At 41.9% G+C, this 25,658-nt stretch carries 18 protein-coding genes; 12 read left to right on the top strand and 6 right to left on the bottom strand.

Annotated elements, in window-relative coordinates; genetic code table 11:
• Window positions 1-115: 115 nt before the first annotated feature.
• The 5 genes from bla to ABID99_RS05630 all read left to right on the top strand — a co-directional run bounded on the left by bla (window position 116) and on the right by ABID99_RS05630 (window position 4,616).
• Window positions 116-982 carry a subclass B3 metallo-beta-lactamase gene (gene bla / locus ABID99_RS05650; RefSeq protein ID WP_373613128.1) on the top strand — a complete coding sequence of 289 codons (867 nt, stop codon included), beginning with the start codon at window positions 116-118 and terminating at the stop codon, window positions 980-982.
• A gap of 231 nt (window positions 983-1,213) precedes the next feature.
• On the top strand, window positions 1,214-1,639 hold the full coding sequence (locus tag ABID99_RS05645) for a hypothetical protein (protein ID WP_373613127.1): 426 nt from the start codon (window positions 1,214-1,216) through the stop codon (window positions 1,637-1,639).
• Window positions 1,620-2,606 (top strand): S41 family peptidase, encoded by a 987-nt coding sequence (locus tag ABID99_RS05640; RefSeq protein WP_373613126.1) that lies wholly within the window; start codon window positions 1,620-1,622, stop codon window positions 2,604-2,606. Before ABID99_RS05645 ends, ABID99_RS05640 begins: the two co-directional genes overlap by 20 nt.
• 271 nt (window positions 2,607-2,877) lie before the next feature.
• The gene (locus tag ABID99_RS05635; protein WP_090533015.1) at window positions 2,878-3,360 is read left to right on the top strand and encodes a DUF4440 domain-containing protein; all 483 of its coding nucleotides are present in this window, start codon (window positions 2,878-2,880) and stop codon (window positions 3,358-3,360) included.
• A gap of 215 nt (window positions 3,361-3,575) precedes the next feature.
• Window positions 3,576-4,616 (top strand): hypothetical protein, encoded by a 1,041-nt coding sequence (locus ABID99_RS05630; RefSeq protein WP_090533017.1) that lies wholly within the window; start codon window positions 3,576-3,578, stop codon window positions 4,614-4,616.
• A 520-nt stretch (window positions 4,617-5,136) separates the two neighbouring features.
• On the opposite strand, the gene ABID99_RS05625 is transcribed toward ABID99_RS05630, so the two are convergent.
• The gene (locus tag ABID99_RS05625) at window positions 5,137-5,976 is read right to left on the bottom strand and encodes an energy transducer TonB (RefSeq protein ID WP_090533019.1); all 840 of its coding nucleotides are present in this window, start codon (window positions 5,974-5,976) and stop codon (window positions 5,137-5,139) included.
• Window positions 5,977-6,271: 295 nt separating this feature from the next.
• Between ABID99_RS05625 and ABID99_RS05620 the strand changes: the two genes are divergently transcribed.
• Both ABID99_RS05620 and ABID99_RS05615 read left to right on the top strand, forming a co-directional pair.
• The gene (locus ABID99_RS05620; protein WP_090533021.1) at window positions 6,272-6,628 is read left to right on the top strand and encodes a hypothetical protein; all 357 of its coding nucleotides are present in this window, start codon (window positions 6,272-6,274) and stop codon (window positions 6,626-6,628) included.
• A 153-nt stretch (window positions 6,629-6,781) separates the two neighbouring features.
• On the top strand, window positions 6,782-8,092 hold the full coding sequence (locus ABID99_RS05615; RefSeq protein WP_090533023.1) for an ammonium transporter: 1,311 nt from the start codon (window positions 6,782-6,784) through the stop codon (window positions 8,090-8,092).
• A 139-nt stretch (window positions 8,093-8,231) separates the two neighbouring features.
• Here ABID99_RS05615 and ABID99_RS05610 read toward each other — a convergent pair whose 3' ends face one another.
• The 3 genes from ABID99_RS05610 to ABID99_RS05600 form a co-directional block, all read right to left on the bottom strand.
• Window positions 8,232-8,831, bottom strand: coding sequence for a DUF4468 domain-containing protein (locus ABID99_RS05610; RefSeq protein ID WP_090533025.1), 600 nt, complete (start codon window positions 8,829-8,831; stop codon window positions 8,232-8,234).
• Between the two features lie 72 nt (window positions 8,832-8,903).
• Window positions 8,904-9,944, bottom strand: coding sequence for a porin (locus ABID99_RS05605; protein ID WP_373613125.1), 1,041 nt, complete (start codon window positions 9,942-9,944; stop codon window positions 8,904-8,906).
• Window positions 9,945-10,169: 225 nt separating this feature from the next.
• Window positions 10,170-11,777: an ammonium transporter gene (locus tag ABID99_RS05600; RefSeq protein ID WP_373613124.1), complete on the bottom strand. Its 1,608-nt coding sequence runs from the start codon at window positions 11,775-11,777 to the stop codon at window positions 10,170-10,172.
• A gap of 599 nt (window positions 11,778-12,376) precedes the next feature.
• On the opposite strand from ABID99_RS05600, the gene ABID99_RS05595 reads away from it, so the two are divergent.
• Complete coding sequence (locus ABID99_RS05595) at window positions 12,377-14,551, top strand: glutamine synthetase III (protein ID WP_090533030.1); 2,175 nt, start codon at window positions 12,377-12,379, stop codon at window positions 14,549-14,551.
• Between the two features lie 158 nt (window positions 14,552-14,709).
• Here the strand turns inward: ABID99_RS05595 and ABID99_RS05590 are convergent, their stop codons facing one another.
• Window positions 14,710-16,485 carry a chloride channel protein gene (locus ABID99_RS05590; RefSeq protein WP_373613123.1) on the bottom strand — a complete coding sequence of 592 codons (1,776 nt, stop codon included), beginning with the start codon at window positions 16,483-16,485 and terminating at the stop codon, window positions 14,710-14,712.
• 219 nt (window positions 16,486-16,704) lie between these two features.
• Here ABID99_RS05590 and ABID99_RS05585 point away from each other — a divergent pair, with 219 nt between their 5' ends.
• Together ABID99_RS05585 and ABID99_RS05580 are read left to right on the top strand one after the other, a co-directional pair.
• Window positions 16,705-17,886, top strand: a complete 1,182-nt coding sequence (locus tag ABID99_RS05585) for an AIR synthase related protein (RefSeq protein ID WP_373613122.1) — start codon at window positions 16,705-16,707, stop codon at window positions 17,884-17,886.
• Window positions 17,887-17,898: 12 nt separating this feature from the next.
• On the top strand, window positions 17,899-18,588 hold the full coding sequence (locus tag ABID99_RS05580; protein WP_373613121.1) for a sterol desaturase family protein: 690 nt from the start codon (window positions 17,899-17,901) through the stop codon (window positions 18,586-18,588).
• A gap of 706 nt (window positions 18,589-19,294) precedes the next feature.
• Here ABID99_RS05580 and ABID99_RS05575 read toward each other — a convergent pair.
• On the bottom strand, window positions 19,295-22,618 hold the full coding sequence (locus tag ABID99_RS05575; RefSeq protein ID WP_373613120.1) for a carboxypeptidase regulatory-like domain-containing protein: 3,324 nt from the start codon (window positions 22,616-22,618) through the stop codon (window positions 19,295-19,297).
• 399 nt (window positions 22,619-23,017) lie between these two features.
• On the opposite strand from ABID99_RS05575, the gene lpdA reads away from it, so the two are divergent.
• Together lpdA and ABID99_RS05565 are read left to right on the top strand one after the other, a co-directional pair.
• A complete protein-coding gene (lpdA, locus tag ABID99_RS05570) occupies window positions 23,018-24,409 on the top strand; it encodes a dihydrolipoyl dehydrogenase (RefSeq protein WP_090533040.1) in 1,392 nt (463 codons plus the stop codon).
• Window positions 24,410-24,653: 244 nt separating this feature from the next.
• A complete protein-coding gene (locus tag ABID99_RS05565) occupies window positions 24,654-25,493 on the top strand; it encodes an MBL fold metallo-hydrolase (RefSeq protein WP_373613119.1) in 840 nt (279 codons plus the stop codon).
• Window positions 25,494-25,658: the final 165 nt, after the last annotated feature.

Here is a 25,658-nt window from a genome sequence, read left to right as displayed (position 1 = left end):
TACCGGTAAAAAAAACACTTACGCGTATGTTGCAAATACTTTCGAGTTTGTTGCATTTTTGTTGCAGCACCATGCGCGCATAAATAAATCCTTTCACCTTTAAAAGATTGATGAAATGAAACGAACGCTTATCCTGTTATTATTTTTCTGCAACGCTTTAATAGTCCAGGCGCAAAGGGTACTGGAACCATCAGCAGCAAAGCACCCGGAATGGACCCGCTCCTTTCCGCCTTTTCAAATCGCGGGCAATCTTTATTATGTGGGCACTGCCGATCTGGCTTGTTATCTCATCACCACTTCAGCAGGCAATATCCTGATCAATACCGGGCTGGCTTCATCCGAACCGCAAATTACAGCAAATATCAAAACCCTGGGATTCAGGATTTCAGACACAAAAATTCTTTTAACAACGCAGGCTCACTTTGATCATATGGGTGCGATGGCGGCAATAAAGAAGATCACAAAAGCCAAAATGATGGTAGATGAAGGCGACGCGGCGGTTGCAGCCGACGGCGGCCTTTCTGATTATGATCTTAAAGGGGATGTGCGCACATTCAACCCTGTAAAAGCAGACCGTATTTTACACAACGGCGATAGTATTAAGCTGGGTAACATGAAACTAACCATACTTCACCATCCGGGCCATACCAAGGGGTCTTGCAGCTATTTATTTGATGTAAAAGATAATAAACGAAACTACAGGGTTTTGATCGCCAACATGCCCACTATCGTTACCGATAAAAAGTTCACAGATATACCTTCTTACCCTAACATCGCTAAAGATTATGCGTATACCTTAAAAGCAATGAAGGGCTTAAAATTTGATATTTGGGTTGCATCCCATGGCATCCAATTTGATCTCCTCAGGAAGCACAAGCCCGGCAGCCCTTATAATCCAATGGTTTTTGCTGATAAGAAAAATTATTACGATGAAATAAATGAACTGCAGGCTGAGTACGATAAGAAAATAGCGGTAAAATAATTTTTGAAGAATCGTTTACTAGTCGAAATTTAGCAACGACGTAACATCAAATATGAATATCAAGCTGCATATCTGAGGTATACAAGCGAGGCTCCCGCAAGCGTCTTTGATTGTGCCCCGCGTTCGGGTCATTAAATATTATAGCATATATATTTTCAGTAACTATTTTGTTATTCTGCTTTGAAGTAAAGTGTTTTATTGTAACTTACGGTAAAACTTAAGCCTTTCGCAATGATCAGAAAAATCGCCTTACTATTTACTTTAACACTTATCGGTTGCCGTGCTTTTTCGCAAACCTGTAACTGCGAAACCGAAGTAAAATATATCGCCGGCTTTATGGAAAAGAATTATGCCGGTTTTAAGGACAAGCAGGCACTGATGACTAAAGCCGGCTACGATAAAATGCTCAGTGAATATATCGGGCTTGCAAAAAAGCCCCATGCCAATGAACATTGTCTCCTGATCATCGCCCAATACCTTGGTAAATTTAAAGACCACCATGTATCCGTTGGTGTTAAATTTGATGCAACTAAAATTGATTCGGCGTATATAGCAAACCGGGAGATCGTTCCTATAACAGCAGAAAAAATTGCCGAATTAAGAAAATCCAAAGGCTTTGAGGGTATTTATGATTTTCATGATCCGGCCAAAATATAAGATAGCCGTAATAAAAGACAAAACACCTTTGCACGACTATCTGGCTGTGATTATAAGCTCCAACCTGCCGGGATGGAAACCAGGCATGATCAAATGGGAAGCTAAAATGGTTAATGACAGTATTGGGCGTGGTATATTATATATACTTAACGGGATGCCAAAAGTAGAAGGGTTTTATTTTAAAGGCAACCGGATTTATGGCGATTGGCATCGCGAGGGGACTACAGTTACTGAGTCCGCCTCATCCAAATACGAACCGGTGGCGTTCCGTAAACTATCTGATAAAACCAGCTATCTGAAAATATCAACCTTTTCTCCGTCAAATGCAACAAACATTGATTCTATTGTTAAGGCAAATAAAGCGATACTTTCAAACACCCCTAATTTGGTTTTAGATTTGAGAGGCAATGGCGGCGGCGCCGACTATACCTTTACCCCCTTAATGGATTTGGTGTATACCGGCCCGATTAAACATATAGGTAATGATTTGCTGTCTACCGATGCCAATATAGCCGGCTGGAAAAATATATTAAATGACAATGACAGATCCGAAGAAAACAAACAATCGCTCAGAAAAACAGTTGCCTCGCTTGAAGCAAACAGGGGTAAAATGGTAATGAATGCTAACGATTTTGACATCACGGGATACAAAATACAGCCCAACCCGGCTAAGGTTGTTATATTAATTGATAATAATTGCGCCAGTACTACCGAAGAGTTTTTACTACAAAGCCGCCAAAGTAAAAAAGTTACGTTGATGGGGCAGAACACATCAGGAACGCTCGATTATTCTAACGTACTACAAGCTCCGTTTTCTTGCATGCAGTACGTTCTTAATTATTCTTCCTCTCGTAGCCGCCGCGTGGATGTAGGCCAGGGAATTGATGAAACGGGTATAAAGCCCGCCGTTTATTTGCAGGAAAAAGACGATTGGATCAAAAAAGCCCAGGAAACATTGGAACACTAAAAGGCACAATCTCTCATATGTGTTAAGCAGCAAATGGGGCTATCCGGCGCTCAAGCCTAAATTCATTAAAACAGCCGATACTTTATAGTAATGGCCGTTCTGTTTTACCTTCACAGGTCTCCTTCACTGGCCCAAGTTTACCGATAGCGTAACTTCCGCCCCCTTCATCCCTCCCAACCCGCATCTCGTCAATTATCCCAACACAATCATCAATTCATCAAACCCATACCGTTAGCATTCGCTATTTTGTTATCAAAAATCAATAACCGGTATGAAAACATCGCGCTACCTTATTTTCATCGTTTTAATATTTTGCGGCTGTTCGTCAGCTCCCCAAAGCGATAACCTTGCCGCCGACAAACTTGCCCTTCAAAAAACCAAGGCCGCTTTTACTACGGCTTTTGCTCATAGTGATGTAAAGGCTATAGTAGCGTTGCACCATCCCGATATTGTTAAATATTTTGGCGGCAACAATGTGGTTACCGGTCGCGCGCAGCTGGCCCGGCAGTTAACAGCCATGTTCCGTACATCCAGGATGGAATTAATCCAAAACCAGGTTGAAAGTACCGCCTTTAATGGCAACACCATTATCGAAACCTGCATATTCGCGTTTAGGGCAACCCCGGTAAATGGCGGCAAGCCGTCTGTAGGCAGGGGGCGGTCGATGACTGTTTTTGTAAAGTATAAAAACAGCCCTTACGGTTGGGTTTCTATAAGGGAAATGGCCCAGGCCGCTCCGGAAGTTGCAAAATAATTCTGCCCAGCCTCAGCTGTCAGTAAAATAACGCCGCTTTTTACATTCACGTAAAAACCGCACACGCAAAGCGTGATTCAACGCATTGTATTTCAATATTTTATATTTAATTTCATTCATCTAACAGCAATAAAATCATACCAACCAGCAATCAGGATTTGCACAAGCACAATTGCGCTTTACCATAATTAGCACTTTATTAAAAGGCGAAATAAATGAAACCACGCGATCATAGTTTCTGGCCGTTTACACCAAAGGTGAGTATCATTACCGCCGTTGTTGTTTTATTGGTGCTCCTGCTGCTTACGGGGGTGCTCCGTGTTTATACAGGCTGGCCTGCCGAATCGGCCAATAACACCGTTTTGATCGGTATTTTTATCCTTAGCCTGCTCCCTATCGTCCTCGCAATCCTCAATGTAGTTATTGAGCGCGGGGGCAGCATAGGCTATGGCGACCTCAAGATCGACTTTTCAAAAATCCAGCAACTGTCAAATTCGGGCTTTACCGTGCCCGCCAATATCGGTGTACGGGGACAGTACGTTGCCGACAGCGGCACCTCCAATATCCTCGAAACACTGCGCGCGGCCACCTCTTCGGGTGTCGCGGTGATCGACCTTGAAGATGGCCACGCCTGGTGGGAAACCCGGTTGTTAGTTTTGCTGGCCGGTGCCGACCGCCTAAAAAAGCCCGATAAAATTGTTTTTGTAGCAACTGTCGAAGCAAGAGAGCAAACTTATTTAGGCTGGGCCCGCCCCGGCGACCTCCTGGAACAATTGCTAAAAGAAGACCCCCGATACTTAAGAACCTTTTATGCCGCCCGCGCGGCTGCCGCACAATGGGCATTATTAGGTCCGTTAGCCCTCTTGCCGCCCGGCAGTTATTATAATGCTCCGCCGCCACCGCCCTGGATGCAGGGTATCCTTGCCCTGAGCCACGCCTGGATGGCATTTTCAACTACCACCGGTTTACCTAACGAATTATTAACCGAGCAGCTTTTACAGAACGAACTTGGCCAAACTATTGAAAGCACAGGCGGCGCAAAGCATATCAGCACCGTACACCTTGATAATTTATTTAAGCCGGTACTGATAAAAAAACAGATAGACAAAAACTGGGATAATGAGCAGCAAACAAATGCCCTGTTTGCAAATGAAGATCCTTTTATTGTGATAACAGAAAGTGGAAAATACTCGGCGATAGTCTCGGCACAGTCTTTATATAATGAGGTATTAAGAGGCTTTTTAAAAACAGCCTGATGAAGATTTTATAAAAAAAGGCCTCATAACTTCATTACTTAAATAACGCGACAGTAAGTTACTGATCGTTAAATGTGTTTTCCCGATCAATATTATAAATATGGGCGTTGCCTGCGGCCGTGCTATACGCTCATACGCCTGCAGGCCTTATGCTCATTGGCCGGTATCCGCTCCTATCACTAACGCGGCCCCCGCGCACCATCGTTAAAATCTATTTTATACATCACCGCAATTTTTTCCGGGCTCCCAAGGGTGGCTACCCGCAATGACGAATTTTGTTTTTTTATGTAGAGACGCATCACATGCGTCTCCCGCATGCAAATTCCTGAACTTAATGACTTACAAACCAGCTTGCCCTATGGGAGACGCATGTGATGCGTCTCTACCAAAAATCTTTTACCTGTTCATAAATAACTTCCGGGAGGCATGATGAATAACAAAAAGCCCCGCTTGCGCGGGGCCGAAACAGTTAGCTACTATATAACACACATTTAATTAAAAACACACAGCAAATTATTACCTATTCTTCTGTCGCTAACTGAAAGCTTATTGGGATACTGTACCTAACCCGCACATTCTGGCCGTTTTGCACACCAGGCTTCCAGGCTTTGGCTAATTTAAGTACACGTAAAGCTTCCTCATCAAAACCATAGCCTGCAGGACGGTCCACTTTTATATTTGATAAAGTGCCATCTTTTTCAATAATGAAACTCAGAAGAACTTTGCCTGAAACACCCTGCTCCTGGGCAACCGCCGGGAAACGCAGGTTCTTTTGCAAAAATTTAGCCCATGCTGCAGCACCGCCAACAGGTTCTGGCATTACTTCAAGTACTTCACCAAGTGTATGAACGCCATCATCAACTTTGGCAGTTCCTGTTCCTCCGGGAGTTCCTTCGTCTGTTTTGGCTACATTATCTGTTCCGCTCTTCCCTACTGCATCTACCGGCCCAATGGCAACATTTTTCAGTTGATCTATTGTAGGCGGGTCTGTTGGCGGGTCTGTTGTTACCAGGTGCGGCGTGGTGAAACCTTTTGCTTCAACCGGGGCAGCCGGCTTTTGATGCTCCATTGGAGCAGGAGCATCCGGCTGCTTGGGTTTAGCCTCAACAGGTGGTTTGGGGATGGAAGGATCAAGTGTCACTTCTATTATCCGCCTATTATCAATTGGCTTCGGCTTTGCCTTAAAAATAATGGCTGCAGCCGATAAAAGGGCTACTGCCGCAAAGGCGATCCCCATGGATTTTGTCATGGTACGCCCATAGCTTTGTCTTAATTCATAAGCGCCGTAATTTTTGTTGCGATGGTCAAATACAAGGTCGAGCCACTCGGCATTGTACAAATCAAATTTGGTGATAAGCATAGTTTCAGAATTAAATTTCAATTATAACGAATATAGTTATATTATATTTTGTATAAAACTAAATTTATCGAAAATAATTTCGTCTAATTTTTCATCAAATTTTCATCTTCTTACAAAAACCATCAAATCATAATAATCTGTTTAAAAATCAATAACCAAGTCCATTTTTTTTGCCAATTAAATAAAAACAGCACAAAAACATTCATTTAAACACAATTTTTATATATAAATCATCAAAAACTTAAAATATTTTAAAAAAAAGTACAGTTATTTTATTTTTTTATTACTTTTAGATATGGTTAACAGGCTTTATAAACTTATCGCCTTATTTTTTTTACTCTTTAGCGGCTTCACAGCATCCGCCAAGGGTGAATTATACCATTATTACCACAAAACCACAAAAAAAACCACGGTATCTGCGACAATACCGCACCATCGCCCGTTAAATTTTGAATTCGCACTCAATAATGCACTCACGCCCGCTATTAATATACACCAGCATAGGGGTGCACATTCTTTACAGGCCTTTGTAGCAATGCCCGGCGGCTACGCCATTAAATTTAAATACCTTGATTTCATTTGCGAACTGGATACAAGCAAGCTCTCCAGGTTCCGCAAACTCATCCTTTTTCCGTTTCACGATTTTTGGTAGGCAAAAAACAATAAACCAACCCTCATGCTCTGATTAAGCATGCAGGATTTATTGTTTTTTAAAAAAATTTAGTTTTAATGCTGTCCGGTATTTTTGATTGGATACCGGGCAGTATTATTCAAATCTTCATTTTTCCTCCCTTAAACCCAAAACATGAAAAAATTCATACCCTTCGGCATACTTTTAATTGTAATTGTATTAGCCCTTCTATACCCTTCAGTTACTCTTACAACCATTAAAGACAGCAAAATTGATACAGGTGATACCGCCTGGCTATTAGTAAGTACCGCCCTTGTACTGATCATGACCCCTGGCCTGGCATTTTTTTATGGTGGTATGGTGAGCAAAAAAAACGTACTGTCAACCATGCTGCAAAGCTTTGTTTGTATGGGTGTAATTACTGTTATATGGGTAATATTCGGCTTTAGCCTTGCCTTTGGCGAAGATGAGTTTGGTGGCTTTATCGGCAATCCCGGCACTTTCTTTATGATGAAAGGCACATTGGGCAACGCCACCTGGGAACTGGCCCCAACTATCCCGCTGATACTATTTGCTATGTTCCAGCTAAAATTTGCGGTTATCACCCCGGCCCTCATCACCGGCGCGTTTGCCGAAAGGATCCGCTTCAACTCTTATGTCATCTTCCTTTGCCTGTTCATGGTGTTTATATATGCACCCTTAGCTCACGCTACCTGGCATCCAAAAGGCTTCCTTTTCGGAAAAGGTGTACTTGATTTTGCCGGCGGCACCGTGGTGCACATGAGTGCAGGCTGGGCAGCTTTGGCATCAGCCATATATTTAAAAGGCCGTAATGAAACATCACACAATCCGGCCCGGATCAGTTATGTATTATTAGGCACAGGCCTATTATGGTTTGGCTGGTTTGGCTTTAACGCGGGTTCGGCATTAGGTTCGGGCACATTGGCAGCAACCGCTTTGGCAACAACCACTACAGCATCAGCCGCGGCTGCTATGGCCTGGATGTTCTTTGATATCCTTCGCGGCAAAAAACCGGGTGTATTAGGTGCCTGTATCGGCGCGGTTGTAGGTTTGGTGGCTATCACTCCGGCAGCGGGCTATGTAACTATTCCCCATTCATTAATTATCGGTATCGTAGCAGCAGTAGTAAGTAACCTGGTTGTGATCTGGAGAACAAAAACCAGCATTGATGATACCCTCGACGTATTCCCATGCCATGGTGTAGGCGGCATGGTAGGCATGTTATTAACCGGCGTATTTGCACACCAAAACGTAAACGCCGCCAACACAACCGGTAACGGTTTATTTTACGGCGAAACACACCTTTTCATTATTCATTTAATTACCCTTGTAGGTGTATCAGCCTTCGCTTTCTTCGGCTCATTCATCTTATTAAAGATCACCGACATGATCAGCACACTGCGTGTAACACCAGAAGAAGAACTTGCAGGCCTTGACATCAGTCAGCACGACGAAGAACTGTAAACCAGATCCTACCCTACCTGATTAAACTCAATTAACAACATAAAAAATAAGCCGCACCCTTTACAGTGTGCGGCTCTTTTATTTCATCTTGCACATTATTTACTGAAATTGCAAAACTGCAACTGCAAACTCAAGAAAACTACCATTCTTTAGTAGATACCCTTTTTACTTTTTTAACTTCCGCCGGCTTCTCAAGCGATGAGGTTTTAAGCATATAAGCCTTTAAATTATCACCTACATGCTTGCTGTTGCTCAGCACCTGGTTTAAACAGGCATTAAAATCAACCTTCGATAATTTTTCGGCTGCCTTTTCCAGGGCGACATCCTTGCCATGCATATGTTCCACATTACCATAACGGTTACGCTGATATGGCTGATAAACAAAATCTGTTAACCAATAACGGTATTTACCATCTTTTACCTCTACTTTAAGCGTATAGCTTAGCTCGCCGCCTTCACTATTACCCATCAGGCCTTTTTTGTTAACCAAAAAAATACCCGTACCGGTAAGCGCATTGCCATCCTTATCGGCCTTTGCCAGTTTAAGCACTTTTTTAGGATAAGCCTTGGTCAAAAAATACAATCCCCTGCTATAAAGCGAATCTGCAATGGAGCCGGGCTGGTCAACCGTTTTATAATAAATGTATTTATTATTCTCATCAAAAGCCAGCGAATCCTTCTGCGCAAAAGCGCCTGACGAAAAAAGGAGACCAACAAAGCCTAATAGTATCTTTTTCATTTAACAAATATAAAAGCCGTTCCGGATAAACCCGGAACGGCTCGCGATAAAAATAGATTAAATTAATTTTTTTTAGAACGCGTACACAGCAGCTACAGCAAACTGGCCGGCTGATTTCGAAGGATCGCCAGAGTGGTTCAGGAATGAAGTAGATGAGCCGTGATCTAACCTGATTTCAGGAATGAAAGTAAGCGGGCCTGATTTAATATTTGCAGTAAAGGTAAATGCTTTAACATTTTGTCCCGGAGGAGGGCCTAAAGTTACTAAATCACCTTTTTTAGTTTTAAAGTACTCGCCCCTTAAACCTAAAGTTACTGTTTTTGATACTGCTAACTGCGGATACAAAGCAACGCCGCTAAAACCACCACCATCATGCGGAGCAGAATAAGTAGCGCCGTTTAAGCCCAGTTTAAAGGCATCAGTAATTTGATAAGCGGTTGTTAAATCAACTTCGGTACCTGAAGTACTTCCGGTAGCAAGGTTAAGATAAGCAGTCCATCCTTTAACAGGAGATACAAACAACTGTGAGCCGAAAGTATTTACCTTATGCGTTGAAGTATAATTGTTCCAGGTATCATTAAAAATACCCGCCATTAAACTTACTTTATCACTAAACGCGTAAGTTAATTTAACACCAGGATTTTGGAACGGACCATTGGTAAATAAATACGAAGTAGAGTAGTTAAAGTTACCTACCGGGCTAATAACCTCATAACCAATAAAGGTAGCCATATAACCACCGGTAAGGTTTAATTTATCGGTTAAATCATATGATACATACAAATTTTGAATGTGGAATGAATCGCCATTAGGACCATTAGGAATTGATTGGGCCTGGCCACGCGGACCAAATGAAAGCTCGCCCACAAAAGCTGCTTTACCAACTTTTTTCTTCAAACCCAGGTCAATCATACCAATTGATACTGAATTGTGATCGCTTGCAAAGCTGGTAGGGATTTGTGAACCCTTATCAGAAAAATCATATTTATAATAGGTATCTACCGAACCGTAGATCACCAGAGGGGAATCTGAGGTTGTTTTAACAGTGTCCTGGGCCTTAACCGTAAAGGCCGCAATTGAAAATAATGAGAAGAGTAGAAATACTTTTTTCATGATAACGATTTAATTGTGAATTGATAAACTATTTGTTAATTGTTATTTTTGGGGACAACCACGCTATTACTATTTGATTATCAACACCTTGTAATTAAAAGGATCATTTATGTGCCGGCATAAAAAATCCCTGTACGGCTGGCAACGGCAACGTCAATCAAAACATCCTACTTCACCAACCGCACAAGGCATCAAATATCTTTCTCTGGTACTGTACCGAGCTATTTAGGCTTCAGAAGCAACCTTAGCGCCATTATCAAAAAGGCCGCTTAAGCTAATCTCATCATCCTGAACAGGGTAAACTTCGATACCGTGGTCAAATACGTCGATACCACCGGCACCTGTTTCACCATGCTCTTCGATACGTAATTTCCATGGATGGCCTAATTTGTTGATCACAAACATCATTACATATGAAACCGCGAATACTGCAAGGGTAATAGTAAGGCTACCGATCAGCTGAGCTTTTAATACATCAAAACCACCGCCGTAAAACAAGCCTGTTACCGGAGCAGAGTTATCAGCACCTGTTGGGCCTGTAGCACCATATTGACCTGAAGCGAATAAACCTAAAGAAATAGTACCCCAGATACCGTTAAAGCCGTGTACTGATACTGCACCAACCGGATCATCGATACGGAACCATTCGATCAAATAAACACCACCAAAGATGATGAAGCCCGAAATAGCACCAAGCATAATAGCACCGAATGGGCTTACCCAGTAACAAGGGCAAGTAATAGCAACTAAACCTGCAAGGAAACCATTAATGGTAAAGGCTAAATCAAATTTGCCTTTTGTTGGGCCAAACCATAAAGCAGCAAGCATAGCGGTAAAACCACCGGCACAGGCAGCAAGCGTAGTGTTAGCAGCAACGCGGCCGATACCCTGCATATCCATTGCTGATAATGTTGAACCAGGGTTAAAACCATACCAACCAAACCAAAGTAAGAAACCACCTACAGCAGCAACCAATAAGTTATGACCTGCCGGCAATCCGCCTTTTTCTTTATCATCACGGGCAAATATGCGGCCTAAGCGTGGGCCTAACACCATTGCACCGGCCAGTGAAGCAACACCACCAATAGTGTGTACTACTGTTGAACCGGCAAAGTCACGGAAAGGCTGAGCGCTTATTGATTTAAAGAAGCCTGAAGTTCCCATGGTAGCAAGGAAACCATCCGGCCCCCATGCCCAGTGACCGATGATAGGATAGATAAAGCCGGTAATACCGATACTGTAAAGGATATCGCCACGGAAACTGGTACGACCGATCATTGCACCTGATACGATGGTTGAGCAGGTATCAGCAAAAGCGTACTGGAAAATCCAGTGTGCCAATACTGGGATACCGGTTGAACCATAAGTTTCAGGTGTGTTTTGGAGGAAGAACCAGGTTTTGCCATCAGCACCGCCCCAGCCAATAAAGCCGTTACCGTTACCAAACATAAAGGCATAACCTATAGCGTAAAATAGTAAACCACAAAGACAAGTATCAAAAATACACTCCATCAGCACGTTCACTGTTTCGCGTTTACGGGCGAAACCAGCCTCGAGCATAACAAAACCCGCCTGCATACCAAATACCAAAAAGGCAGCAACCAGTGTCCAAACAGTATTAACCGTGTTAATTAACGCTGTTTCATGGGCGGTGTACGTTTCGGCAGCGTTAGCTTTTGTGCCAAATACACCTGGCAAAACCATCATTGCGGCAAACACCAGCAATAAGCCAATCATTTTCCCTGTAAAAATGGTTGCTCCCAGCGCCCATTTTTCACGTGTCAGCTGTCGGACTGCACTTAGGAAGTTGTGTTTTGTAGAACCTACTTTCATCGTTTAATTTAGTTTGATTGTTTTTTAAAAATTAATTAGTTTGATTGTTGTATTTAAATTTAGTTTGATTGCTATCCTGAATTACAAAACCCTTTTCACCTCCAAATCCTCAATCCTGCCTTTAATCTTTTTCATTTTTTTTATAAAAAGCATAATAATTGGTGTGTTTTCGTAAATTATTTTCTGAAATTAGGTAGTATTTTTAAGAATAACAAATTATTAATGATAAATTAATGGTAAAAAATCGAAAAATTATGAAAATTGCAAAAACAAGGCTCTTATAATGTCATTTTTTAAACATTTAAAAATGATATTTTCAATCCAAATTCATTTTAATCATAAAAAAATTTGAAAAATCTAATTTTTACAGTTTAAAACACCAATTAATCAGTTTTAAAAGCAAAAACACGCCCAAAAACATTAAAAAAACACGATTTTATTGATTTAAGGCAGAATTTTCAGAAGATTTAAGACTTTCCTTTAAATTATATCAGTTTTTTAATGATTAGGTGGTATGTTATATTTCACTTAATTTTGCCCGATATTTTAAAGGATAGTTATATTTTTGAACACTAACCTTTATTTAAACCTCATAAAATATGTCCAATATCCGTTTTAAAGCCTTACAGGATGTACTTTCAAGAACTATCCCTGAAGTAAAACCGCCTTCACCAAAAATTTCCGATTATTTCGGATCGAATGTTTTTGATAAAAAGAAGATGAAGGAATACCTTTCATCAGAGGCTTACCAGGGAATTGTAAATTCAATTGAAAAAGGTGAGCCGATCCCGCGCGACCTGGCAGAACAGATAGCCTCTGCAATGAAAGCCTGGGCTTTAGGCAAAGGCGCAACCCATTATACACACTGGTTTCAACCGCTTACCGGCACTACGGCCGAAAAACATGACGCTTTTTTTGAGCCCACCGCAGATGGCGGCGCCATAGAACGTTTTTCGGGCGATGCCCTTGCACAACAGGAGCCTGATGCCTCAAGCTTCCCGAGTGGCGGCATCCGTAATACATTTGAGGCCCGCGGTTATACCGCATGGGACCCTTCTTCGCCTGCCTTTTTAATGGCGCGTACCCTGTGTATCCCAACAGTGTTCGTATCGTACACCGGCGAAGCACTTGATTATAAAGTACCTTTATTAAAGGCACTGAACGTGCTTGACAAAGCAGCCGTTGATGTTTGCCATTATTTTGATAAAGGCATTGAAAAGGTAAACGCGTCATTAGGTATTGAGCAGGAATACTTTTTGGTTGACCTGGCCTTATTTAATGCCCGTCCCGATCTTTATTTAACCGGCCGCACTTTATTCGGCCACATGTCGGCCAAAAACCAGCAACTGGAAGATCATTACTTTGGCTCGATACCTGAGCGCGTGTATGCTTACATGCAGGATATGGAAGCCGAAGCATTGCAATTAGGCATCCCGCTTAAAACCCGTCATAATGAGGTTGCTCCATCCCAGTTTGAATGTGCACCGATATATGAAGAGATCAACCTCGCTATCGACCATAACCAACTGTTAATGGATTTGATGGACCGTGTTGCCAGGCGCCATAACTTTAAGGTATTACTTCATGAAAAACCATACGCAGGCCTTAATGGTTCGGGCAAGCACAATAACTGGTCGTTGATAACCAATACAGGCAAAAACCTGTTATCGCCAGGCAAAACGCCTAAAAACAACCTCATGTTCCTGGCCTTTTTTGTGAATACCATCAAAGCGGTACACGAGCATGCCGACCTGTTAAGGGCATCCATTGCATCAGTTAACAATGACCACCGTTTAGGCGCCAATGAAGCCCCTCCGGCCATTATATCTATATTTTTGGGCAGCCAGCTTAGCGACGTGCTTGATGAGATAGAAACATCCCGCATCAGCAAAAAAATTAAAGAAGAAAACCTGTTATGGCAGGGCATCCCTAAGATCCCGCAAATTTTACCCGACAATACCGACCGTAACCGTACCTCACCTTTTGCCTTTACCGGTAACAAGTTTGAGCTGCGCGCAGTAGGCTCATCAGCCAACTCGGCCAGCCCGATGACCATTCTTAACCTTATCGTTGCCGATCAGCTTAAAAAATTCAAATACGATGTAGATAAGCTGATGAAGAAAGGCGAGAAAAAAGATCTGGCTTTATTAATGGTGATCAAAAAGTACATCAAAGAATCAAAAAACATCCGCTTTGAGGGAAATGGTTATAGCGAAGAATGGGAAAAAGAAGCCGCGCTAAGAGGTTTACCCAATGTTAAAACCACACCCAAAGCGCTGGATGCTTTAATAAACGATAAGTCGGAACACCTTTTTGCCGAAACCGGCGTGTTCACCGTGCGTGAAGCGCATGCACGTCACGAGATCTTACTTGATGCTTTCTACAAAAAGCTACAGATAGAAGCCCGCGTAATTGGCGAAATGGTGATGAACGTGATTATCCCGGCAGCAATTGCTTATCAAAGCAAACTGATTGAAAATGTAAAAGGACTAAAAGACATTGGCCTGGATAAAGCAACTTATGCTTCGCAGCTGGACATCATTAACAGGATCTCCGAGCATGTGAACTTCATTAAAACCAATACCGAGCAAATGGTTGAAGAGCGTAAAAAAGCTAACGTTATTGACGACCTTCGTCAGCGCGCTATTGATTACGATGAAAAGGTAAAATCATTCTTCCAGCCTATCCGCTACCACGTTGATAAACTGGAGCAACTGGTTGATGACCGCCAATGGCCGCTGCCAAAATTCAGGGAGTTGTTGTTTATTAAATAGAACTTTGATTTTAAAATACAAATGCCGCTGATGTTAAACGTTAGCGGCATTCGTATTATCATGTCATTGCGAGGAACGAAGCAATCGCACGGAAGCGTGACCACTCTGTATAGCATGCGATTGCTTCGTTCCTCGCAATGACATTTTTTTAGTTATTCCTACGCAAACAAATCACTCGCCTTATGCTGTTCAATGATCACAGCCCTGTATTTTGACAGCAATGCCGATTTGGATATAAAGCCGATAAAAACCTCATCTTTTACTACCGGTAACTGCCATACGTCAATGGCATCAAAGGTGTCCATAACGCTGCTGGCCGGTTGATCATAATCAATTATAGCCGGTGGTTCAATCATGATATCGGCTATATTTTCATCCGCGATGTCTTTATTGAACAAGCGCCGGCGAATGTCGTCTATCAATACAACACCTTCAAGACTTCCGTCCTCTTTAAGCACCGGGAAAATATTGGCATCGGTTTTGGCCAGTACCTGGTAAAATTCGCCAACCGGCATTTGTTTATCAACCGGGGTGTATTTGCGGTTAATGATGCTATCAAGCATTATACTGTTAAGCATGCCATAATCCTGCCCCGGGTGAATATTATTATGATGAATCAGCTGGCTCCAGTACATATTATGGGGCGATGAATAGCGCGATATGATGTATGACATAGCTGACACGATCATGAGCGGGATAAACAGCACATATCCACCGGTAATTTCGGCTATCAAAAATATAGCAGTTAAGGGTGCATGCAATACGCCAGCCAGGGCCCCCGCCATACCCACCGCAATAAAATTAACCGTATTTAAATGTATCAGCCCGGTTTGATTAACCCCGTAAGCCACAAACAAACCCAGGAAAGCGCCGGTAAATACGGTAGGTGCAAATGTACCGCCATTGCCACCGGCACCAATGGTAATACCCGCAGCAATGATTTTGGTAAACACGAGTGCCCCTATAAATAACAGCATGACCAGCGGCTCGGAAAGCCAGTTGGCAAAAAAGCTTTCTTCCTTTAATACATTGATATTACCATTTAATATTTCGGTGAGATAATGATACCCCTCGCCAAACAATTGAGGAAACACAGCAATGATCAACCCTAATATCACACCGCCGCCAACTGCCCTCACATATCGGTTTTGTTTTTTAAGGATCCCGCCTTCAAGTTTACCCCCTACTTTGGATATATATATCGCTATCCATCCGCTTAATATGCCAAGCAGCACATAAAAGGGCAGGGCGTTCATTGCCCAGCCTTCGGTAACCAAATGGAACAATTGCCCCGAGTATAATAATTTGGAAACTACAACTCCCGTAGCGGAGGCTATTAATAAAGGTATAAAAGTGGGAATGGTGATCTCCCCTATTAATATCTCCAGCGAAAAAAGCACCCCGGCAATAGGACTGTTAAATACCGCAGCTATACCCGCCGAACATCCTGCAGCTAACAATACCGTTTTTTCATAGGGTGTAAGCTTAAAAAACTTACCTACGTTTGAACCGATGGCTGTACCTGTACAAACAATAGGCGCCTCCAACCCTGCCGAACCGCCGAAGCCTACGGTTAACGAGCTTGTTATTAAATGCGAATAAATATTATTGGCTTTGATGTTTGAGCGGTTCTTTTTGATATTGATGAGCACCTTACCTATCCCTTTTTCAATCTTATCGCGGTTGATGAGGTGCTGATAAAGCACCGTACCCAAAATGCCTATTGCAGGTAAAAACACATATGCTATATGATAATACAGGTGTGAAGAGATATTCCGGCTTAACTCTTCCATTAAATGCACTAAAAACTTAAGGGCAACGGCGGCCAGTCCGCCCATAAAACCTACAAACACGCTGCAATAAATTAAAAAGTTACGTTGACTATTGCGTTTTAACCGCCAGCGGTTTATTTTGTAGGAAAGCGTTTTTAACATAAGAAGTATATACTACCAATTCTGCTGATGAAGAGTTATGAGCGCGAATTGTTTTCAATTAAGCTGATAAAACAGACTAATGACATGTATTAGTCGATTTTCTTACAAAGAAACACAATTTCGGTCAATTTTATTAATCAGGTCACACTCATAATTTAAACTCAGTATAAGGAGTAGCACTCTTTCTGAAAATTAAGGTTAATAGCATTATATTTGCCCATGATTTCTTCGCAAAGATATGATCAGCGTGGCGTATCAGCCTCCAAAGATGACGTTCATAATGCCATAAAAAATATCGACAAAGGCATTTTCCCCAAAGCTTTCTGCAAAATAGTACCCGATATCTTAACCAACGATCCTGAGTATTGCAATATTATGCATGCCGATGGCGCGGGCACTAAATCGTCATTAGCTTATACTTACTGGAAAGAGACCGGTGATATCTCTGTATGGCGCGGTATTGCCCAGGATGCCATCATCATGAACCTTGATGATTTGCTTTGTGTTGGCGCTACTGACAACATCCTGCTGTCATCAACCATCGGCCGTAATAAAGGCCTCATTCCCGGCGAAGTTATTGCCGCTATCATTAATGGTACCGAAGAAATTTTAGCCGAACTGCGCGGGGCCGGCATAGGCATCTACTCCACCGGCGGCGAAACTGCCGACGTAGGCGACCTGGTGCGCACCATCATTGTTGATTCGACAGTTACCTGCCGTATGAAACGTGAAGATGTGATTTCCAACCACCGCATTCAACCCGGCGATGTAATTGTAGGGCTTGCCTCATACGGCCAGGCTACTTATGAAAAAGAATACAACGGCGGCATGGGCTCAAACGGCCTTACATCTGCCCGTCATGATGTATTCAATAAATCCATTGCCGATAAATTCCCCGAAAGTTATGACGCGGCCATCCCTTACGAGCTAATCTTTTCGGGCAGTAAAAACCTTACCGATGCTATTGACATTGGCAACGGTGAAACCGTAACGGCAGGCAAGCTTGTTTTAAGTGCGACCCGCACCTACGCGCCAATCATTAAGCAAATTTTAGATGGCTACCGTAGCCAGGTACATGGTATGGTACATTGCAGCGGCGGCGCACAAACCAAAGTATTGCATTTTGTAGAAGGTTTGCATATTATAAAAGACAACCTGTTCCCTGTACCACCATTATTTAAACTCATTCACGAGGAATCAAAAACCAGCTGGCAGGAAATGTACAAGGTATTTAATATGGGGCACCGTATGGAGCTTTATGTACCTGAAGCTATAGCTGCTGACCTGATCAATATTTCAAAAAGCTTTGGTGTTGATGCGCAGATCATTGGCCGTGTAGAAAAGGCTAATACTAAGAAAGTAACCGTAACATCGGAGTTTGGGGTGTTTGAGTACGAGTAAACTATAAAGTTTATGCTGAAGTTTTTGGCGACATTATCATCAATAAACTTATGGATGATTTTTTTGGCCGAAAACCTGCTTGTTACAGCTTTAGCTCTGCTATTCGGCTGGCTTACATTAAAAATAAGTAAAAAGCCGATAAAGCCCGCCAGCAGAAACGAGGTATTAATATGCCTGCTTACCAACGTTATTAATACAGTTATCACATATGCTGGGTTCTGGCTTTTTAAGCACGGTTATCTACATGTCACTTTTGAAATAAACTGGGCTATTGTTTTTGATTTCATACTGCTTTTTTTGCTGATAGATCTCGCTATGTTCGTTTTCCATTACATGATCCACCATTCGGCAGTATATAAAGTGGTGCACAGGTTTCATCATCATTACACCGATCCTATCCCTATCGACTTATTTGTTCTCCATCCTATCGAAACGATTGGCTTTGGCTCGTTATGGCTTATAATATTGGCTCTTTATGGTTTCAATTTCTATGCGGTACTGATTTACCTTACAGCCAATTTATTTTTCGGTATCATGGGCCATTTAGGTATCGAACCCGTTCCTGCCTCTGTTCGAAAAATGGCTCCTTTTAAATATTTAGGTACACCCTCTTTTCACCATCGGCATCACCTGGAAATTGATTTTAATTTCGGCTTTTATACAAACATCTGGGATAGGTTATTTAAAACTTATAAGCCTTAAACAATAAGCTTATAGGCTCACCTTTTATAAAAAATAAAAGCCGGAGGCGATGCAAATGCTCCCGGCTATAATTGGTTAAATCGAATTTTATCCTTGCTTATATGTTCAACGACACCTCATATGGTATGCGCTTAGAATTATCTTTTTTAACCAGGCAGATGATCCACATAACTATAAAGGGAATCATCGAGACGGCCAAATCCGGCGCTATTAATAAAAAGATGACCGTATTTGTGCAAACAGTTAACAGAAAACACGCCGGAATAAAGATCAAAAAGGTTTTATAATACTTTGATGATCTTATGAAGGGCAGCGCTAACAATCCAAGATGAAACAATACTAAAAGTGAGATATTTAGTTGATTCCAAAAGCTATTTCCGGGGTTTAATATATCTTTCAATAACGTAAATTCAAACGACACAATTGACATAGTAAAGCCTAAGTGTATGGAGAAGCCGATTAAAAAACTAAAGAGGATGAGCGCGATGATTTTGATATTTGTTTTCATAGGTGGTGATAAAATTTAAGTATTATTCAAATATAAAAGTATAATTCAAAACAAAGCTAATGTATTGATTAATAATTATTAACCAATACATTAACTTTCACTCACTATGAAATAATATAAATATATAATCAAATTATTTCTAACGAAAAAAAGCCCCGGTCAAATTGACCGGGGCTTTAAATCATATGGTAAATTCAATTAGTTAAAGAGATACCTTAAACCAATTTGAGCTTGCCAGCGTGATACCTGCGAAATACCGTTACCAAAAGTTGATGTAAGCGGGATTTGGTTTTTATCATCAAAGTAAGGGAACGAGAATGTTGGCTTACCAATGTTAGGATCATTAGGGTTAGCGTTGTTGGCGTAAACACCTTTAAATGATAATGGGCTTGTACGGTTAACAAACTTAAAGTTACCCCAGTTCCTGTTCAGGAAGTTGCCAAGGTTAATAATGTTAAACTCAAACTGTAAAGTATTTTTAAACTTACCGGTTGAAGCATACAGGTCCTGGGTAAAGTTAAAGTTAACCAGGTGAAAGTATGGCAATACCAAAGCATTACGCTTAGCATATTGACCGCGGTGTTTGCTCAGGTATGGGTCCTGGTTAATAAACGCGTTCAACTGCTGGTAAGTTTGGTCAACAGTACGAGGGTCATTTGCGTTGTCTTTTACCAACACGATATCACTTGCATCTTTAGGGATGTACATCAAATCGTTGGTAGTTTGACCGTCACCATTCAAGTCACCATTATAAGTGTATGAAGCAACACCGTTGTTAGCGCTTTCGTAAGTTAAACCAACCGAAGTAGTAAGGTGTTTGATATAATCCTTACGGAATGATACCGAAGCGATGATACGGTTTGGCTGGTAGAAGTTAGCATATGAAGTAACATCAGCGTTTGGATCGCCGGATACAACGCGGTCTCTCCAGGTTGACTGAGCGATAGAACCACCGTCATTAACCGAACGTGAATCAGAGTGAGTGTAAGCTATGTTAAAGTAAAGCTCTTTAAACGTTCTTTGTAACTGGCCGGTAACGCTGTAAGTATAACCTTTGCTGGTGTTTTTCATCAGGATAGCATCGGTAATATTAGGTACCGCCGCTGTGTTACCACCCTGGGCAGCAGGGATTGAAGGATAAACAGTAGTACTGCTGTAACGGATACGGTTATCATTACCCTTTAAAGCCTGACCTGATGTAGGCAATGCAAGGTTAACAAAGTATACCGAGTTGATATCTTTTGAATAGATACCTTCTAAAGTACCGATAATACCTAATGGCAATTTCTGGTCAACAGCTAAGTTTAGCCTGAAGTTTGAAGGGAACTTGAAGTTCTTATCGGTAACAACCAGGTTGTATGATGTATTGGCTGCAGCGCCCTGTGGCCTGTTTTTGTTAACATCAGGGCTAAAGATCAAACGAGGGTCGGTTGTTGATACACCACCGGCACCGGGCACAATGCTATATGAACCAAACTGTACACCATTGTTGCTGGCCTGGTTTGATATATATACATAAGGAACCGGACCGGTAAAGATACCTGCACCACCACGCACTTGTGTGCTGGCATCGCCGTTAACATCCCAGTTAAAGCCTACCCTTGGTGAAATTTGAATATTTGTTTTAGGGAACTGCGCAGTATTGATCTTGTAACCATCCCTGAAACCTGTTAAAGCTGCAGCATTGGTATTGTACTGGCTGTCAGTATTATAAACCGGCAAATCAAAACGAACACCGTAAGTTAATTTGAAGTTATCGTTAACTGTCCATTTGTCCTGAGCGTATGCACCAATAGTATATGATTTTACGATAGCAAAGGGGAACGAACCATCAGGCAGCGCTGAATAGCGGAAATCATAACGGGTAGCAAGTGCTCTTTGTGCATCTGTAAGACCGTTGTTAGGGTCTGCCGATGCATAAAAATCAGCTAAACTTTTAAAACGGTAACCGCCATAATAGTTAGGGGCAAAACCATTTTTAAACTTGTTCGATTCGTATGATAAACCGAAGTTAAACTCGTGTTTACCTTTGTAAAGGGTTAAGTTATCAGATGCCTGCCAGGTATCAGTATTCAATACGTTGTTGGCAGTAAACGGCTCATAACCAAAAGAGGTTAAAGTAGTACCATTAGGATTCTGGATATCAACCAACGGGAATGAACCACCGCCCGGAGACTCGCGGAAATCGCGCAGGGCCTGGTAACCTACAGTTAATTTATTGGCAAGGTTTGAGCTAATACGGGTGTTCAACTCGGCAATACCAATATTGAAGTTGTTGTTGATGGTATAGTAAGATGAAAAGAACGGCAACGAAGTGCTGCTTGGCGCACGGCCGCCGGTAGGCGCACCTGAACTGCTTGGAGGCACATCACGGAATGATTTCAAATAGAAATATTTCAATGATAAGGTATTATTTTTGTCGATATTCCAATCCAATTTGGCAGCGATCTTATCTGATTGCGTACGTAACTGGTAGTTTTCAAATGCTCCGGGATTGTATCCATAATTTTTTTGAAGGAATGAAGACAATGCGGTTAAATCAGCATAAGAAGCCTGGGAGATACTACCACCTGCTGTCTGACCATCACGTAAAGCTGTATAAGAAGTAGCCGGATCTTTAATCCTTTCCTGCTCGCCAGATACGAAGAAGAATAATTTATTTTTGATGATCGGGCCACCTAAGCTGATACCACGTTGATTGTAGTCAATAGTTGGTTTTTGAACATCAGTAGTAAGCGTATGCAAACCTAATAGACCAGCCGAACGTTTGTAGTAGTAAACGCTGCCTTTAAATTCGTTGGTACCTGATTTAGTTACGGTATTGATACCGGTACCGGCAAAACGGCCCTGGCTTACGTCGAAAGGAGATACAGAAACCTGGATCTGCTCAATCGCGTCTAATGAAATTGGCTGTGAGTTTGCCTGGCCACCTAAGGTGTTTGATAAACCAAACGAGTTATTGAACAAGGCACCGTCAACAGTTAAGTTGTTACCATTACCGTTACGGCCGCCAAATGAAGTACCATTTGCAGTTGGAGTTAATTTAGTGTAATCATAAATTGACCTGCTGATAGTTGGTAAACGATCGATCTGGGCGCGGTTAATAATCTCCTGAGAACCGGTTCTTGAAGTATTGATAACCTTGTTCTGTACACCCGAAACCACAACTTCCTTAAGTTCGGTATTGGTAGGTGCAAGTTTAGCGTTGATCTTAAAGTCCTGACCTAAAGATAGCGTGATGTTATCCTGGCTAAAGGTATTAAAACCAATAAATTTAAAACTGATAGTGTACGGACCGCCAACACGGATGTTTGGTAAGTTGTAACGGCCGTCGGCGCGGCTAACAGTTGAATAATTAGTACCTGTGGGTGTGTGTAACGCGGTAATGGTTACACCAGGGAGTGGTAATCCCTTTTCATCAACCACTGTACCAGACATGCTACTTGTAGTAACGTTTTGCGCGAACGCAAAGTTTAGTGTGAGCAGCGAAAAAATGAATAAAAGAAGGTAATGCTTCCTCATAAATTGCTTTTTTAATTATACGTTTAATTAATTGGCGCAAAGATAATTAATGAACTAATTACCAATGTTAAGTTAACGTTAACAATTATTATATATTTATCAACATTTTACATTATAAGCATAAAAACCATAAAACAATCGTCAAAAACAATGAAAATATTACAAATAATATGGTTTAAATCATACCCGGGCTTAACGGTTGCTTTACGCCCTTTACTTTTATGACACAGCGCAGATATAAATAACGCGTGGCAGGTGATATATACCGGCAGTACATTTTTTGGTTTCAGCCCTTTTCCTTAGCTTTGGCATTCAAAAAATAGGGGGCTGCGGAAAAACCACAAAAATCCGCGCAGCTTATTTACCTTTGAAACGAAATTAAAGTATATCAATAATAATATGGATTACGATGTAATTGTTATTGGGTCTGGTCCGGGTGGCTATGTTGCTGCTATCCGCGCTTCCCAGCTTGGTTTAAAAACCGCCATTGTCGAAAAAGAATCATTAGGCGGTATCTGTTTGAACTGGGGTTGTATCCCAACCAAGGCTTTGTTAAAAAGCGCCCAGGTTTTTGAATACCTTAACCATAGTGCCGATTACGGTATTAAAATTAACGGCGCCGGAGAAGTTGACTTTGCCGCGGTTGTTAAAAGAAGCCGTAACGTTGCCGATGGCATGAGCAAAGGCGTTCAGTTTTTGATGAAGAAAAACAAGATAGATGTTCTTGTTGGCTTTGGTAAATTAAAAAGCAAAGGCGCTGTTGAAGTTAAAGCCGCCGACGGTACAGCTAAAACCTACAGTGCAAAACACATTATATTAGCAACAGGCGGCCGCTCGCGCGAGTTACCTAACCTGAAACAGGATGGTAAAAAAGTTATCGGTTACCGCCAGGCCATGGTATTGCCGCAGCAACCTAAATCAATGGTTGTAGTTGGTTCGGGTGCTATCGGTATTGAGTTTGCTTATTTTTACAACTCAATAGGTACAAAAGTTACCGTAGTTGAGTTTTTAGATAATATTGTTCCGTTAGAGGATGAGGATGTATCAAAAGGATTAAACCGCATTCTTAAAAAACAGGGTATCAACATCATGACCAGTTCCAATGTGGAGTCGGTTGATACCAGCGGCGATCTGTGCAAGGTAACAGTAAAAACAGCTACCGGCACTGAAGTGCTTGAAGCCGAGATCGTACTGTCAGCAGTAGGTATCGCTACCAATCTTGAAGGCATCGGCCTTGAAGAAAACGGAGTTAAAACCGAGCGCGGCAAAGTATTGGTTGATGATTTCTACCGTACCAATGTTGAAGGCGTTTACGCCATTGGCGATATTGTTAAAGGCCAGGCCCTGGCTCACGTAGCATCTGCCGAAGGTATTATCTGCGTTGAAAAAATTGCCGGTCAAAACCCTCACCCGCTTGATTATAACAACATTCCGGGCTGTACCTATTGCTCACCAGAAGTTGCTTCTGTTGGTTATACCGAAAAAGCAGCTAAAGAGGCTGGCTATGAAGTTAAAGTTGGTAAATTCCCATTCTCGGCATCGGGTAAGGCAAGTGCTGCCGGCGCTAAAGATGGCTTTGTAAAAGTGATATTTGATGCCAAATACGGCGAGTTTTTAGGCGCTCACATGCTTGGCTACAACGTTACCGAAATGATTGCCGAAGTAGTTACCGCCCGTAAACTGGAAGCTACCGGTCATGAGATCATCAAATCGGTACACCCTCACCCAACCATGAGTGAAGCTGTAATGGAAGCCGCTGCCGAAGCTTACGGCGAGTGTATCCACTTGTAGTTTTTGGTTCATGGGGTATGGTTCATGGATCATAGTTCATGGTTGATAGTTATAGCTACAATAAATATTTAAAGCCTCAAATTAAATGCATTGCATTTGGTTTGAGGCTTTTTAGTTTCATACTTTATAACCACAACTTATCTTAAAATATTATTCTAATTTAGCCCTATCAGCACATTATAAGTCACGCCCATTATCTATGGACCATCGACTATGGACTATGGACTATAAACCATGAACTAAAATGAAACTACACACCATTGATACAGGCTTTTTCAAATTAGATGGCGGGGCTATGTTTGGCGTTGTTCCTAAAACCATCTGGAACAAAACCAATCCCGCCGATGAAAACAACCTTTGCAGCTGGGCCATGCGCTGCCTGCTGGTTGAACATGAAAACAGGTTGATATTAGTTGATACCGGCATAGGCAACAAGCAAAGCGAAAAGTTTTTCAGCCACTATTATCTTCACGGCAATGCAAGCCTGGATAGTTCATTGGCTTCGCTTGGATTTCATCGCGGCGATATTACCGACGTATTTTTAACCCACCTGCACTTTGACCATGTGGGCGGTGCGGTTGTACGCGAGGGCGAAAACCTGCTCCCTGCCTTTAAAAACGCCACCTACTGGAGTAATCCTAAACACTGGGATTGGGCAGTTAACCCCAACGAACGGGAAAAAGCTTCCTTTTTCAAAGAAAACATCATCCCTATACAGGAAAGCGGCCAGCTAAAATTTGTTGATACTGAAGACGGCATCAACTTTATGAAAGATTTTGAGATCCGCTTTGTATCCGGCCATACCGAATCAATGATGCTGCCGTTCATTAATTATAAAGGCAAACAGATCCTGTACATGGCCGATCTGCTGCCATCAATCGGGCACCTGCCTATCCCTTACATAATGGCTTATGATATGTTCCCGCTTCAAACGCTTACTGAGAAAAAACTTTTTTTAAACGAGGCCCTTGAAAAAGAATACGTACTATATTTTGAGCACGACCCGATTAATGAATGCTGCACTTTACAGCAAACAGAAAAAGGCATCAGGGTTAAGGATACATTTAAACTAAGCGACCTATGACCGTTGATTAGTTTTGATTTCGATGATTCCGTTGATTCTTTAACTCATAAAACACAAAAGGCATCCCCTCGCGGGATGCCTTTGTTCAATTGATCGGTTTAGGTTAAAAGCCTCGTCAATTATATCAGTGCGGATGAATCATAAAGCCGGATACTATCATAGCAA

Source organism: Mucilaginibacter sp. OAE612, from assembly GCF_041806395.1.
In the GTDB taxonomy this organism is placed as follows: Bacteria; Bacteroidota; Bacteroidia; order Sphingobacteriales; family Sphingobacteriaceae; genus Mucilaginibacter; species Mucilaginibacter rubeus.
The sequence above is the reverse complement of the archived record's forward strand: the minus strand, read 5'-3'. Positions and strand labels throughout refer to the sequence as shown.

Excerpts from the sequence above, each read along its gene's own strand:
- ABID99_RS05635 (WP_090533015.1), top strand. The coding sequence starts at position 2,878 with ATGAAAACATCGCGCTACCTTATTTTCATCGTTTTAATATTTTGCGGC.
- ABID99_RS05640 (WP_373613126.1), top strand. The coding sequence starts at position 1,620 with ATGATCCGGCCAAAATATAAGATAGCCGTAATAAAAGACAAAACACCT.
- lpdA (WP_090533040.1), top strand. The coding sequence starts at position 23,018 with ATGGATTACGATGTAATTGTTATTGGGTCTGGTCCGGGTGGCTATGTT.
- ABID99_RS05595 (WP_090533030.1), top strand. The coding sequence starts at position 12,377 with ATGTCCAATATCCGTTTTAAAGCCTTACAGGATGTACTTTCAAGAACT.
- ABID99_RS05580 (WP_373613121.1), top strand. The coding sequence starts at position 17,899 with ATGCTGAAGTTTTTGGCGACATTATCATCAATAAACTTATGGATGATT.
- ABID99_RS05575 (WP_373613120.1), bottom strand. The coding sequence starts at position 22,618 with ATGAGGAAGCATTACCTTCTTTTATTCATTTTTTCGCTGCTCACACTA.
- bla (WP_373613128.1), top strand. The coding sequence starts at position 116 with ATGAAACGAACGCTTATCCTGTTATTATTTTTCTGCAACGCTTTAATA.
- ABID99_RS05620 (WP_090533021.1), top strand. The coding sequence starts at position 6,272 with ATGGTTAACAGGCTTTATAAACTTATCGCCTTATTTTTTTTACTCTTT.
- ABID99_RS05600 (WP_373613124.1), bottom strand. The coding sequence starts at position 11,777 with ATGAAAGTAGGTTCTACAAAACACAACTTCCTAAGTGCAGTCCGACAG.
- ABID99_RS05610 (WP_090533025.1), bottom strand. The coding sequence starts at position 8,831 with ATGAAAAAGATACTATTAGGCTTTGTTGGTCTCCTTTTTTCGTCAGGC.
- ABID99_RS05615 (WP_090533023.1), top strand. The coding sequence starts at position 6,782 with ATGAAAAAATTCATACCCTTCGGCATACTTTTAATTGTAATTGTATTA.
- ABID99_RS05605 (WP_373613125.1), bottom strand. The coding sequence starts at position 9,944 with ATGAAAAAAGTATTTCTACTCTTCTCATTATTTTCAATTGCGGCCTTT.
- ABID99_RS05565 (WP_373613119.1), top strand. The coding sequence starts at position 24,654 with ATGAAACTACACACCATTGATACAGGCTTTTTCAAATTAGATGGCGGG.
- ABID99_RS05645 (WP_373613127.1), top strand. The coding sequence starts at position 1,214 with ATGATCAGAAAAATCGCCTTACTATTTACTTTAACACTTATCGGTTGC.
- ABID99_RS05625 (WP_090533019.1), bottom strand. The coding sequence starts at position 5,976 with ATGCTTATCACCAAATTTGATTTGTACAATGCCGAGTGGCTCGACCTT.
- ABID99_RS05630 (WP_090533017.1), top strand. The coding sequence starts at position 3,576 with ATGAAACCACGCGATCATAGTTTCTGGCCGTTTACACCAAAGGTGAGT.
- ABID99_RS05590 (WP_373613123.1), bottom strand. The coding sequence starts at position 16,485 with ATGTTAAAAACGCTTTCCTACAAAATAAACCGCTGGCGGTTAAAACGC.
- ABID99_RS05585 (WP_373613122.1), top strand. The coding sequence starts at position 16,705 with ATGATTTCTTCGCAAAGATATGATCAGCGTGGCGTATCAGCCTCCAAA.